The sequence below is a fragment of the Microbacterium sp. NPDC056052 genome (assembly GCF_042266785.1).
GTDB lineage: Bacteria > Actinomycetota > Actinomycetes > Actinomycetales > Microbacteriaceae > Microbacterium.
In genome coordinates this window covers 517795-530993 of record NZ_JBHJWV010000001.1, presented here as the reverse complement: position 1 = coordinate 530993, position 13199 = coordinate 517795, and the positions used below count along the sequence as shown (strand labels likewise).

Here is a 13199-nt window from a genome sequence, read left to right as displayed (position 1 = left end):
GCGTGAGCGAGCACCGCGAGACGGAACCCTTCGGGGATCTCGGCGGCGGGATCCGGTTCCGTCCGCTCCTGGCGGGCGACGGCGAAGAACTCGCGGCGGCGTACAGCCGCAACCGTGCGCACCTCGCGCCCTGGGAGCCGCTGCGCTCCGAGGAGTTCTTCACCGCGGCACGTCAGCACCGGCTGACCGCGGAGACCCTGCGGGCCGTCGCCGACGGTCGCAGCGCCGCTTACGTGCTCGAAGACGGCGAGCACCGCATCGTCGGACGGGCGAACCTCAGCGACATCGTCCGGGGCGCATTCTGGAGCGCGCACCTCGGCTACTGGGTCGACGGCCGGCTCGCGGGCCGGGGTCTCATGCGCAGCGCCGTGGACACGGTCTGCGCACTCGCGCGCGACGACCTCGGGCTCCATCGCGTACAGGCGGCGACGCTCGTGCACAACGAGGCCTCGCAGCGCGTGCTCCGGGCGACCGGCTTCACCGAGATCGGGCGGGCGCCGCGCTATCTGCGCATCGCAGGGGAGTGGCAGGACCACGTGCTGTTCCAGCGAATACTGGAGGATGCTGCAGCGAGCACCGCCTGACAGCTCAGGCGCCGGGCAGATCCTTGATCATGTTCGTGATGCGGATCGTCGAGCAGCGCCGGCCCTGATCGTCGGTGACGGCGATCTCGTGAACGGTGACGCTGCGACCGAGATGGATCGGCGTGCACACGCCGGTCACGACGCCGCTCGTCGCCGAGCGCGTGTGCGTGGCGTTGATGTCGACGCCCACCGCGAGCCGGCCCGGCCCGGCGTGCAGGTTCGCCGCCATCGACCCCAGGGACTCGCCGAGCACCACGTAGGCGCCGCCGTGCATGAGTCCGACTGGCTGCGTGTTGCCCTCGACGGGCATCGTGGCGACGCAGCGGTCCACCGAGAACTCGACCCAGCTCAGGCCCATCTTCTCGGCCAGGGCGCCCATGCCGCGCTCGGTCGCCCACTCCAGCCCGGGGCTCGTCCGTGCGGTGCTCGCGTCGACCTGATCGCTCACGCGGGGTCCTCCTCGATTCGATGTCCGCCGGGGTCGTTAGGCTGGCATCGTGACGGACTCCGCAAAGCCTACCCTCATGGTCGTCGACGGCCATTCGCTCGCATACCGGGCCTTCTTCGCCCTGCCGGTGGAGAACTTCACCACGAAGGACAACCAGCACACGAACGCCATCTACGGCTTCCTGTCGATGCTGGTGAACCTCATCAAGGCGGAGCGGCCGACCCATATGGCGATCGCCTTCGACACCTCGCGGCACTCGTTCCGCACTGACGAGTACCCCGAGTACAAGGCCACGCGATCGGAGACGCCCTCGGAGTTCCGCGGGCAGATCCCGCTGCTGCAGGACTGCCTCGCGGCGATGTCGATCCCGGTGCTCACGAAGGAGGGCGTCGAGGCCGACGATATCCTCGCGACGCTCGCCGCCCAGGGGTCGGAGCAGGGCTTCGACGTCCTCGTCGTCTCCGGCGACCGCGACACCATCCAGCTCGTGAACGACCAGGTCACGCTGCTCTACCCGAATGTGCAGGGGGTGTCGCAGCTCAAGCGGTACGACCCGATCGCCGTGCAGGAGCGATACGGCGTGCGTCCGGAGCAGTACCCCGACATCGCCGCCCTCGTGGGCGAGACGAGCGACAACCTGCCCGGCGTGCCGAAGGTCGGAGAGAAGACCGCGGTGAAGTGGCTCACCCAGTTCGGGTCGCTCGACGAGCTGCTCGAGCGCTCGGGCGAGATCAAGGGCGTCGTGGGCGGAAACCTGCGCGAGCACATCGAGGACGTGCGCCGGAACCGCAAGCTCAACCGCCTCCTGCAGGACGTGGAGCTCCCGGTCGGCCCCGCCGACCTCGAGACGCGTCCGATCGATGCGCAGGCCGTGCGCGACATCTTCGCCCGCCTGGAGTTCCGCACGCTGCTGCCGCGCGTGTTCGAGGCCGTCGGGGAGGACGCTCCCGAAGAGGAGCACGCGGCCTCGGTCGCCGTGCCCGCCGCCACCGAGCTCTCCGCGGAGGGCGTCGCGACCTGGCTGAAGGCCGCCACTGGTGATGTGGCCGTCGAGGTGACCACCGCCGGGGGGCTTCCGCAGCGGGTGGGACTCGCGCATGGCGACGACCTGGTCGAGCTCTCGTGGTCCCCGCAGGTGCAGGCCGCCCTGGCGGACTGGCTCGCGTCGGATGCGCCGAAGATCTTCCACGACGCCAAGCCGCAGGTGAAGGCGCTGCGCACCGCGGGCGTGCGCGTCGGCGGTCTGGCCTACGACACCAACCTCGCCGGCTGGTTGCTCCGGCCGAGCTACCCCGACAAGACGCTCGCGGACCTCGTGGACCGCTACCTGGGCGAGAAGCTGCCGGAGGCGGATCCGAGCCAGCTCGTGCCGGAGACCGAGGGCGCCTCGCCCGCGCAGCTGGCCTGGTTCGCGGCGCGCGTCGCCACGGCCCTCCGTACGGACGTGCCGGAAAGCGTCGACCGGGTGCTCCGCGAGATCGAGCTGCCGACCCTGATCACGCTCGCCGACATGGAGCTCGCGGGCGTCGCGGTCTCGCACGAGATCCTCTCCGGCTTCTCGCAGGAGCTGGGGGAGCGCGCGAGTCGCATCGCCGAGGAGTCCTTCGCGATCATCGAGCGCGAGGTGAACCTCGGCTCGCCCAAGCAGCTGCAGGAGGTGCTGTTCGAGCAGCTCGAGCTGCCGAAGACGCGCAAGACCAAGACCGGGTACTCGACCGATGCGGCTGTGCTCGCCGATCTGCAGGAGAGCAACCCGCATCCGTTCCTCGATCTGCTGCTCCAGCACCGCGAGGCCACCAAGCTCCGGCAGATCATCGAGTCGCTCGATACCGCGATCCGCGCGGATCACCGCATCCATACGACCTACGTGCAGACCGGTAGCCAGACCGGCCGGCTGAGCAGCACCGACCCGAACCTCCAGAACATCCCGGTGCGCACCGAGGAGTCGCGGCGGATCCGCAGCGCCTTCCAGGTCGGTGAGGGCTATGAAACCCTCCTCACCGCGGACTACTCGCAGATCGAGATGCGCATCATGGCGCACCTGTCCGGAGACGAGGGGCTCATCGAGGCCTTCAACTCGGGCGAGGATCTGCACCGCTTCGTCGGCGCGCGCGTCTTCGGCGTCGAGCCGGAGGAGGTCAGCTCTGCCATGCGCACCAAGGTCAAGGCCATGTCGTACGGCCTGGTCTACGGTCTCAGCGCCTTCGGCCTCTCCAAGCAGCTGCGCATCGAGCAATCCGAGGCGAAGCAGCTGATGATGGAGTACTTCGCGCGCTTCGGCGCCGTGCGCGACTACCTGCGCGCCTCGGTGCTCGCGGCGAAGGAGGTCGGCTACACGGAGACGATCTTCGGACGCCGTCGGCCGTTCCCGGACCTCGTCAGCCCGAACCGCGTCCTGCGGGAGAACGCCGAGCGTGCGGCTCTCAACGCCCCGATCCAGGGCAGCGCCGCGGACATCATGAAGATCGCGCTGTTCCGGATCCACGCCGACCTGGTCGAGCAGGGCCTCTCCTCGCGCGTCCTGCTGCAGATCCATGACGAGCTCGTCGTAGAAGTCGCCCCGGGGGAGTGGGACGAGACCGAACGCATCGTGCGCGAGCGCATGAGCGGCGCCGCGGATCTGACGGTCCCGCTGGACGTCCAGGTGGGACGCGGCGCGGATTGGAACGACGCCGCGCACTGAGCCGGTGAGATGCGACGGGTCCCGCTCCACGACCCGCCCTCGGGGATGCGTTGTTCCATGGAGCGGGGCACGTTCCATGGATAGGCTCAAGGGATGACCGCAGAGCAGCCCACGACGCGCACGCCGTCCACCATCGATCAGATCGCGGAGAGCTGGGTCGACACCCTCACCGAGCTCTCGCCGATTCTCGGCACCTACATCGGTCGCAACGACGTCAACGGACGTCTCGACGATTTCAGCCCGGCCGGCCATGAGCACGCGATCGCAGAGACCCGCCGCGTGCTCGCAGAGCTCGACGCCCAGGAGCCCGTCGACGAGATCGACCGCGTGACCAAGACGGACCTCTCCGCCGAGCTCAGGCTCTCGCTCGAGCAGCATGACGCACAGTGGCACCTGCGTGATCTGAACGTCATCGCCTCCGCCGCGCAGGACGTGCGCCAGGCCTTCGACCTCATGCCGACGGCGACGGCCGACGACTGGAGCGTCATCGCCGCACGCCTCGGCGCCGTCCCGGCCGCATTGGACGGGTATGTCGAGACGCTCCGGGAGGGCATCGCGAAGGGCGTCGTGCCCGCGCGGCGCCAGGTCGTCGAGGTCGCGACGCAGATCGCCCGCTACACGGCGGACGACGGCTTCTTCGCCGCGTTCGTCGCCGACGCTGCGACCGACGAGGGGCAGCTGCCTGCGAGCCTCGCTCGAGACCTCGCCGACCGCTCCGCCGCCGCCCGCGTCGCCTACGACGGGCTGCGCTCGTTCCTCAGCGCGGAGCTCGCCCCGGTCGCGGGCGAGCAGGACGCCGTGGGACGCGAGCTGTACGCGCTGGCGTCGCGCCGGTTCCTCGGCGCGACGATCGACATCGACGAGACATACGAATGGGGCCGCGAAGAGCTCGCCCGCATGGTGGCGGAGCAGACCGCCATCGCGAACGAGATCCTCCCCGGATCCACGGTCGAGGAGGCCGTCGCCCATCTGGAGGCGGATCCTGCACGCAAGCTCGTGGGCACGGACGCCCTGCAGCGCTGGATGCAGGAGACCAGCGACCGGGCGATCGCCGAGCTCGGCGCCTCGCACTTCGACATCCCGGAGCAGATCCGCGAGCTCGAGTGCATGATCGCGCCGACCCAGGAAGGCGGGATCTACTACACGGGCCCGACCGACGACTTCTCCCGCCCCGGCCGCATGTGGTGGTCCGTGCCGGAGGGCGTGACCGAGTTCGATACCTGGCGCGAACTCACGACCGTGTACCACGAGGGCGTTCCGGGGCATCACCTGCAGATCGCGCAGGCGACATACAACCGTGCGGAGCTGAACACCTGGCGGCGGGTGCTCGCCGGCACCTCCGGCCACGCCGAGGGCTGGGCCCTCTACGCGGAGCGCCTCATGGAGCAGCTCGGCTACCTGGACGATCCCGCCGACCGCCTCGGCATGCTGGATGGGCAGCGCATGCGCGCACTGCGCGTGGTCCTCGACATCGGCGTGCACCTCGGCAAGCCGCGCCTGGACGGCGAGGGCGTGTGGGACCACGACTACGCCCTCGACATGATGCGCCGCAACGTGAACATGTCCGACGAGTTCCGGCAGTTTGAGGTCAACCGCTACCTCGGCTGGCCGGGGCAGGCGCCGTCGTACAAGGTGGGTCAGCGCATCTGGGAGCAGGTCCGCGACGCCGTCAAGGAGCGCGAGGGCGACGCCTTCGACATCAAGTCGTTCCACAAGCGCGCCCTCGACATGGGCGGCGTCGGACTCGATACCCTGAGGTCCGTCTTCCAGGTGGGTTGAACAGCGCACGGAACGGGGAAGGGGTCGCGGGAATGTCCGCGGCCCCTTCCTCCTTTATTCAAGTGAATAGAAAGGGGCTCAGCATGGAGATCGAGTTCGGACTGGACACGTTCGGCGACATCACGGTCGACGCGGAGGGGAACCCCCTCACCGGGGCGCAGACGATTCGCAACATCGTGGAGCAGGCGGCTCTCGCCGATGAGGTGGGCGTCGACTTCTTCGGGGTGGGGGAGCATCACCGTCGGGACTTCGCCGTGTCGAGCCCGGAGATGGTCCTGGCGGCGATCGCGTCGCGCACCGAGCGGCTGCGCCTGGGAACCGCTGTGACCGTGCTGAGCTCCGACGACCCCGTGCGCGTGTACGAGCGGTTCGCGACGCTGGACGCGCTCTCCGACGGTCGCGCCGAGGTCGTGCTGGGTCGCGGATCCTTCACGGAGTCGTTCCCCCTGTTCGGGTTCGATCTGCGCGACTACGACCGTCTCTTCGAGGAGAAGATCGAGCTGTTCGTCGAGCTGCTCAAGGAGGAACCCGTGAACTGGCAGGGAACCGTCCGTCCGCCGCTCGAGAACGCGGACGTCTTCCCGAAGACCGCCAAGGGCATGCGCACGTGGGTGGGCGTCGGCGGGTCCCCGGAGTCGGTCGTGCGGGTCGCGCGCCACGGCCTCGGGCTCATGCTCGCGATCATCGGGGGACCCGCGGCGCGTTTCCGCCCGTTCGTCGACCTCTATCACCGCTCGGTTGACGCGTTCGGCAACCCGGCCCTCCCCATCGCCGTGCACTCACCAGGACATATCGCCGACACCGACGACGAGGCCTGGTCCACCGCCTACCCGGGCTTCGAGACCATGCGCAACACGATCGGCGCCGAGCGGGGCTGGGGCACGGGATACAGCCGTGCGCAGTTCCAGAACGAGGTGGGCCCGGAAGGCGCCGTGTACGCCGGCTCTCCGGAGCGGGTTGCTGCCAAGATCGCCGACACGGTGCGCGCCCTCGGCCTCGGTCGTTTCGACCTCAAGTACGCGACCGGCACGACCTCGCATGAGGCGCTCATGCGCAGCATCGAGCTCTACGGCACCGAGGTGATCCCGCGGGTGCGGGAGCTGCTCGCAGACGACTGATGCCTGTCACTGTCGGCGCCGGACGGACGGGCGTCTGCCCGGCGCCGCGGTCGTAGGCTGGAGGGATGAGCGCTGTCCGTTTCGTCGCCATCGGAGACTCCTTCAGCGAGGGCGTCGGTGATGAACTCCCCGACGGCACCGTCCGAGGTTGGGCGGACCTTGCAGCGATGGGGTGGGCCGAGGCGATCGGGGAGCCGATCGCGTACGCGAACCTCGCGATCCGCGGTCGGCTCGCCTGGCCGGTGGTCGAGGAGCAGCTCGAACCCGCCCTGGCCTTGAATCCGACGCATCTGTCCTTCAACGCGGGCGGCAACGACATGCTGCGCCCGAAGGCCGACATCGAGCACATCGCCGACGCGTTCACGCGTGTGCTGCGACGGTGCGACGAGGCCGGCGCCACGCTCATCGTGCTCTCCGGGGCCAATCCGTCCGCGCAGCTGCCGCTGACCTCGCTGATCCAGCGCCGCGGCGACGAGCTGTCCGCGGCCGTGCTGCGCAGGATCCAGCATCGGGCCGACGTGCTGCAGGCGCTGAACTGGCCCGATCGTGAGCTCAGCCGTCCCGAGTACTGGGCGGAGGATCGCCTGCACATGAACGCGAACGGCCACCACCGCGTCGCCGCGCGGGTGCTCGATGCCGTCGGCGCCGGAGCTCCGAAGGAATGGTGGCATGCCCGCGAGGTGCCGGGGGAGGAGCCGCTCAGCACGGCCGCGTACTACCGCCGTCACGTCGGGCCCTGGATCAAGCGCCGGGTGACGCGACGCTCATCGGGCGACGGGCGCCTGCCGAAGTTCGCGGAGTGGACCGAGATCCGCCCGTCGTCCGCGGACTGAGCAGGCCGATCGACGGGCTGCTCAGCCCGTGCCTGGGCTTTCAGTGCGGCACGCGGGCGAGGAACTCTGCCGTCGCGGGATGCTGCGGCGCGTCGAAGATCTGCTGAGGCGGTCCCTGCTCGACGAGAACCCCGTCCTTGAGGAAGACGACCCGGTCGGCGACCTCGCGCGCGAAGGACATCTCGTGCGTGGCCATGAGGATCGTCGTACCGCGACCCTTGAGCTCGCGGACCAGATCGAGGACCTCGCCGACGAGCTGCGGGTCGAGCGCGCTGGTGATCTCATCCAGGAGCAGCAGCTCCGGGTCGGTGAGGATCGCGCGCACGATCGCGACGCGCTGCTGCTGGCCGCCGGAGAGGCGGTCCGGGTAGGCGCCGGCCTTGTCCCCGAGGCCGAGCGTGGTCAGCAGCTCGAGGCCGCGGCGGGTGGCTTCCGCCTTCGGCAGCCGATGCACACGGCGAGCCGCGAGCGTGATGTTGTCGAGCACGGTCAGGTGCGGGAACAGGTTGAAGTGCTGGAACACGACCCCGATCCGCGCGCGGATCGCATCCGCATCGATCCGGGGATCCGTGATGTCCGTCCCCGAGAGCAGGATCTGCCCGTCGTCGACCCGCTCGATGAGGTTCATCGTGCGCAGCAGCGTGGACTTGCCGGAACCCGACGCGCCGATGAGCACGACGACCTCGTGCGCGTCGACCGCGAGGTCGATGCCGCGCAGCACATCGTGGTCGCCGAAGCGCTTGCGAACTCCGACCGCTTCGATCACGGGTGCGGTCATACGATCCCTCCGGCCTGCTCGCGCTTGTTGAGACGCGCCGTGACGACGTCGGTGAGCCGGATCATCGGCCAGCTCAGGACCACGAAGAACAAGCCGGCGACGACGTACGGGGTGAAGTTGAACGTCTCGGCGACCTGCAGCTGCGCCGCGCGGACGGCGTCGATCGCACCGAGGACGGAGATGAGCCCCACGTCCTTCTGCATCGAGACGAAGTCGTTCATAAGCGCGGGGACGACCTTGCGCACGCCCTGCGGGATGACGACGATCCGCAGCGTCTGCCCGTGCGTCAGACCGAGCGAACGCGCGGCGACCCGCTGCGAGGGGTGCACGGCCTCCATGCCGGCGCGGAGCACCTCGGCGACGTAGGCCGAGTAGCTGATGACGAGGGCGATCGTTCCCCAGAACATCGCGGGCATGCGGGGAAAGATCATGAGGGCCGGGATCCCGAAGCCCACGAGGTAGAGCACGATCAGCAGCGGCACGCCGCGAAAGAAGTCGGTGTACGCCGCCGCGAGCAGCCGCAGTGGGAAGAACACGGGCCCCCGCAGCGAGCGCAGGACGGCGAGCAACGTGCCCAGCAGCGCCACGCAGACCGCAGAGATCAGGAGTACGACGATGTTGAGCAGCAGACCCTGGAAGATCGGGCCGACGCTCGCGAGGGCCACCTCGGGGTCGAAGAACGTCTCGCGGACGACCTTCCACCCTGGGGTGTTGGCGATCACGATGACGAGCACCGCGGCGACGATCAGGCTGCTCAGCAGCGCGAGCAGAACGGACCACACCGTCGCCCGGCGACGGAGTGCGCGGCGGGACAGCTCGAGCGCGCTCGGCTGCCACGCCGCGTCGACCAGCGGAGCGGTCACTTCAGGACGGGGACGTTCACGGCCTCGCTCAGCCACTTCTTCTGCAGCTCGGCGATGGTGCCGTCCTTCTGCAGCGCGTCGACGGCCTTCGTGACGGCGGGGGTGAGCGAGGAGTTCTTCGGGAGCACGAAGGCGAACTGGTCGCCGCCCTTGTCATCGGCGAACTGCCCGACCACGGATGCGTTCTCGAGCTGCGCCGCGGTCACGTAGAACGCACCGGGCAGGTCGGTGATCATCGCATCGATCTGACCGCCCTTGAGCGCCTGGACCACGTCGTCGACGGAGTTGAAGACGCTGAGATCGCCGGTGCCGAGCTGCGCCTTCGCGACGGTGTAGCTCGTCGTTCCGGTCGCGACGCCGACCTTGGCCTTCTTGAGGTCGGCGATGCTCGTGGCAGAGGCGGCAGGAGTGCCCTTCGCGGCGACGACCGCCTGCGTGGTCGTGTAGTACGAGGAAGAGAAATCAACGGCCTTCTTGCGGTCCTCGGAGATCGAGAACTGCTGGATGTTGAGATCCCAGTCCTTGGGGCCAGGGGCGATCGCGGCGTCGAAGCCGGTGCGCGTCCACACGATCTGCGTGTCCGAGAAGCCCAGCTCGGCGGCGACGGCGTGAGCCACGGCGCCCTCGAAGCCCTTGCCGTTCGACGGGTCGTTGTCCACGAACCACGGCTCGTAGTCGGGGTCGCCGGTCGCGATCGTCAGCTTGCCCGCGGTGACGGTCTGCAGGGCCGCGCCGGTGGCGTCGGCGTCGGCGGACGGGGCGGACGCGGCGGAGCCGCTGCACGCGGCGAGGGAGAGCGCGGCGGCGGCGATCGTCGAGACGAGCGCGACACGGCGCAGAGCGGGTGCGAGGGACACGGAGACTCCTGAGATGCGGGTGCGGGGGCGGACGGGTGTGACTGCAGGCGCAGGTGCCCCGTTCATACCGTAGAGGAATCGGCGAGTCGCCAGTCGGCGAAGTCGAAACCGGGCGAAACGAAACAGGAGACCAGCACCTCCCGGTCATCCAGCGGACGAGCGGCCTGCCACACCCCGGCGGGGACGAGCGCCTGTGCGGCGTCGTCCGGGCCGAGCACGATCGTCTCGACGTCTCCCGGCGCGGCGTCGGATCCGCCGAGGCTGAGTTCGAGGCGGCCGGGGCCGTGCCAGAGCCAGAGCTCATCGCTGGAGACGACGTGCCAGGCGCTGGACTCCTCCGGGGTGAGGAGGTAGTGGATGCAGGTGGCGGCGGGACGCGTGCCGCCTGCGGTCTCGACCGGAGTCGCGCTCGTCCAGGTGCGGCGGAACCAGCCGCCCTCAGGGTGCGGCTCGAGAGCGAGGCGGATGGCAGTCGAGGGGACAGGTGCGGTCATGAGGTGCCTCCGGTGCAGGTGGTCAGGGGGTCTCGAAGGCCGTGGTCGCGTGACGGACCTCGCCGGCGATCACCGTCGCGGCGGATCGCCCTGCTCCGGCTTCCACGAGTTCCACGACCGCATCCGCGCCGGGCGGAACGTCGAAGAACGCGAGATCCGCGAGCGCTCCGACGGCGAGGTAGCCGGTGCGATCCGCACCGACGTCGATCCCCATGGCGTGCGCACCGCCGATGGTCGCGGCATTCAGGAGCCGTGCGTGCAGGTCGCGATCGGTATACCCCTGGGAGCGGGCGATGCGGGCGAGCTCCGCGACATCGGCGAGCAGGTCGAGCGAGGGGCTCGACGAGAGCGAGTCGGTGCCGACGGCGATCGGGTTGCCCTCGCGCAGATAGGCGGCGATCGGCGGTTCCTCCAGTCCGATCACCGCGTTCGAACGCGGGCACAGCGCGACGCTCGTGTGGCGCTCGCGCAGGATCGCGCGGTCGCGGGCGCTCATGTAGACGCCGTGTGCGATGTGGCAGTCGGGGCCGAGCACGCCGAGCTGGTCCACGAACTCGGTCGCGCTGGTGCCGAAGCCGGCGTCGCGCAGCTCCTGGAAGCTCGCGAGCCCGGCCGTGTGCCAGGCGTGGGCCTGGTCGTGCGCGAACTCGCTCTCGAACGCCGCCTCGCCGAGGTGGATGTGGATCCGGCTGCCGCGCTCGCGGACGATGTCGGGGATCTCGAGGAGGGGTTCGATGTCGAGCGAGTACGGCGCGTGCGGCGACAAGCCGGTGCCCGGCGGCGTCGGAAGCGCATCCAGGGAGTCCTCGACCTGGCGGCGACCGGTGCGGGCCCAGTCCGCGTTGGTCCAGCTCATCACCTCCCAGTAGGTGATGCCGTGCAGGCGGGCGTCGTGCAGAGCGGACGCGGCAGACCTGTCGGTCACGACATCGGCGGCGGCGGTGGTCCCGGTGCGGATCAAGGCTGCGGCGCCGTCCGCCGCATCCGCGGCCCAGTCCCGCCCGCCCTCGTACACGGGGTCGAACGCCGTCACCCAGTCCTCGAACCCCTGATAGCGGCCTCGTCCGACCTCCGCCATGCCGGTGTACTGCAGATGGGTGTGCGCGTTGACGAGTCCGGGGATCAGCACGCCGGGCCAGCGCACTTCGACGGGTGCGATGCCGCGGTCGGCCAGGGAGCGCTGCACCCAGGCGCGCTCGCCCACGTGCAGGATCCTGCCGTTCTGCACGGCGACGGCACCGTCCGTGATCGGCGGGGCGGTGATGGGGAAGACCTGTCCCGCGGAATACAGGGTCACGCCGCTCATGCCGTCGCCTCCCGGTACCGGGGCGAGCGCCAGTCGTCCTGCGCACGGAGCTGCGCGTCGCTGCGGACGTCGAGAGACTCGTCGCGTGCGACCAGCGCGGCCCGCGCCACCGCCTCGTCAGCCTCCGCGGGGAAGGGGTGCACGCCCGCCGGCAGGGGCGTGCCGAGCAGCTGCGCCACGGCGGACAGTTGCACCGCGAAGGAGAGGTCCATGATCTCGATCGGATTGCCTTCCGCCGCCGCGAGATTGACGCACCCGCCCCGTGCCATCAGGAGCGCGCCGTCGCCCGCGCGTTCGAGGTGAGGGAGCGCGGCGCCGGAGAGCTCGACGGGGTGCAGCCCGGCGATGTCGATGTCGACTTCTCCTGGCACGCCACCGGCGACCGCCACGACCCGCGCCGCGCGCAGGGTCTCGGCATCGATGGTGTGCGGGGCGCCCGTGGCCGAGACGACCAGAGCACCGGGCGCCAGGGTGCGCAGGCGTCCGGTCTCGTAGCCGTCATGCGCCGCGCGGAGCGCTCGTACCGGATCGGTCTCCGTGACGCTGACCGTCGCGCCGAGGGCGCGCAGGTGCGCGGCGAGCCCTTCGCCGACGGGGCCGTATCCGACGACCACCGCCGGCTGGTCGCGCAGGGACAGTCCCGCCGCGTCGAGCACGTCCGCGACGGCGAAGACGCAGGACTGGCCGGTCCCGTAGCGGTTGTCGAAAGCGGTCTTCATCGGGGCGTCGTTCACGGCGATCACGGGGATCCGCAGCACGCCCTCCGCCGCCATCCGCCGCAGGGGGGTGAGGCCGCTCGTGGTCTCCTCCGCGGCCCCTCTGAGGCCGGCGAGAAGACCCTCCTCATGGGCGAGTCGGATCAGGTGCGCACCGTCGTCCAGCAGCAGGTCATGACCACGACGCAGGAAGCCGATCGCGGCCTCGCGTTCGGCCGAGCCCGACAGCGCGGGGTCCCCGTCGACCGGGATCCCTCTGGCGCGCAACGCGGCGGCCACCTCGGGATCGATCTCATCGGGGTGGGCGTACACCGCGACGTCCGCACCGGCGTCACGCAACTGGAGAGCGAGCTGCGCGGTCTTCGGCTCGAGCACCATCGCGATGCCGATCCGGATCCCGCGCACCGTGCCCGCGACGTGCAACGACTCGGCGATCCCTCGGGAGACGGGCATGTGCGACCCCGCGAAGTCGATGCGTTGGTCGGCACTCACGCGCTGTGGCAGCGGAGCGCCGTCGAGCAGGATCTCCGCCGCGGCCCCCGGCGCGAACACGACAGCGCCCTCGCCGATCCGGGCTCCCAACCGGGGGAGGAGCGCGCGCAGCTCGTCGGCCACGTCGTCCGTCCCGATGACGTCGATGGTGCGGCCGGCCACCAACAGGTTGGTGTCACGGGCGAACCGGCGCACGAGTCGTTCGGCGATCAGGAGGGCGTCGGGCACCTGATCAGCGTAGACGTTCC

General features: G+C 70.1%; 12 protein-coding genes. 5 read left to right on the top strand and 7 right to left on the bottom strand.

The features are described 5' to 3' along the window. Positions 1–2: 2 nt before the first annotated feature. A complete protein-coding gene (locus tag ACFC1J_RS02620; protein WP_375902202.1) occupies positions 3–584 on the top strand; it encodes a GNAT family N-acetyltransferase in 582 nt (193 codons plus the stop codon). 4 nt (positions 585–588) lie between these two features. Here ACFC1J_RS02620 and ACFC1J_RS02615 read toward each other — a convergent pair whose 3' ends face one another. Further along, complete coding sequence (locus ACFC1J_RS02615; RefSeq protein WP_375902726.1) at positions 589–963, bottom strand: hotdog fold thioesterase; 375 nt, start codon at positions 961–963, stop codon at positions 589–591. 118 nt (positions 964–1081) lie between these two features. On the opposite strand from ACFC1J_RS02615, the gene polA reads away from it, so the two are divergent. From polA to ACFC1J_RS02595, 4 genes are all read left to right on the top strand, one after another. Further along, positions 1082–3715, top strand: a complete 2634-nt coding sequence (gene polA / locus ACFC1J_RS02610; RefSeq protein ID WP_375902200.1) for a DNA polymerase I — start codon at positions 1082–1084, stop codon at positions 3713–3715. Positions 3716–3808: 93 nt separating this feature from the next. Then, entirely contained in the window at positions 3809–5494 is a 1686-nt protein-coding gene (locus tag ACFC1J_RS02605; RefSeq protein WP_375902198.1) for a DUF885 domain-containing protein, read from the top strand. Positions 5495–5577: 83 nt separating this feature from the next. Continuing rightward, complete coding sequence (locus ACFC1J_RS02600) at positions 5578–6612, top strand: LLM class flavin-dependent oxidoreductase (protein WP_375902196.1); 1035 nt, start codon at positions 5578–5580, stop codon at positions 6610–6612. A gap of 65 nt (positions 6613–6677) precedes the next feature. Further along, a complete protein-coding gene (locus ACFC1J_RS02595; protein ID WP_375902194.1) occupies positions 6678–7445 on the top strand; it encodes an SGNH/GDSL hydrolase family protein in 768 nt (255 codons plus the stop codon). A 40-nt stretch (positions 7446–7485) separates the two neighbouring features. Here ACFC1J_RS02595 and ACFC1J_RS02590 read toward each other — a convergent pair whose 3' ends face one another. The 6 genes from ACFC1J_RS02590 to ACFC1J_RS02565 form a co-directional block, all read right to left on the bottom strand. Next, positions 7486–8223 (bottom strand): amino acid ABC transporter ATP-binding protein, encoded by a 738-nt coding sequence (locus ACFC1J_RS02590; RefSeq protein WP_375902193.1) that lies wholly within the window; start codon positions 8221–8223, stop codon positions 7486–7488. After that, a complete protein-coding gene (locus ACFC1J_RS02585; protein ID WP_375902192.1) occupies positions 8220–9086 on the bottom strand; it encodes an amino acid ABC transporter permease in 867 nt (288 codons plus the stop codon). The genes ACFC1J_RS02590 and ACFC1J_RS02585 overlap by 4 nt, the downstream gene beginning before the upstream one ends. Next, a complete protein-coding gene (locus ACFC1J_RS02580; protein ID WP_375902190.1) occupies positions 9083–9943 on the bottom strand; it encodes an ABC transporter substrate-binding protein in 861 nt (286 codons plus the stop codon). The genes ACFC1J_RS02585 and ACFC1J_RS02580 overlap by 4 nt, the downstream gene beginning before the upstream one ends. A gap of 62 nt (positions 9944–10005) precedes the next feature. Then, positions 10006–10437 (bottom strand): cupin domain-containing protein, encoded by a 432-nt coding sequence (locus ACFC1J_RS02575; RefSeq protein ID WP_375902188.1) that lies wholly within the window; start codon positions 10435–10437, stop codon positions 10006–10008. Between the two features lie 22 nt (positions 10438–10459). Next, positions 10460–11743, bottom strand: a complete 1284-nt coding sequence (locus ACFC1J_RS02570) for an amidohydrolase family protein (protein ID WP_375902186.1) — start codon at positions 11741–11743, stop codon at positions 10460–10462. Next, positions 11740–13179, bottom strand: coding sequence for an adenosylhomocysteinase (locus tag ACFC1J_RS02565; RefSeq protein WP_375902185.1), 1440 nt, complete (start codon positions 13177–13179; stop codon positions 11740–11742). Before ACFC1J_RS02565 ends, ACFC1J_RS02570 begins: the two co-directional genes overlap by 4 nt. Positions 13180–13199 lie beyond the last annotated feature (20 nt).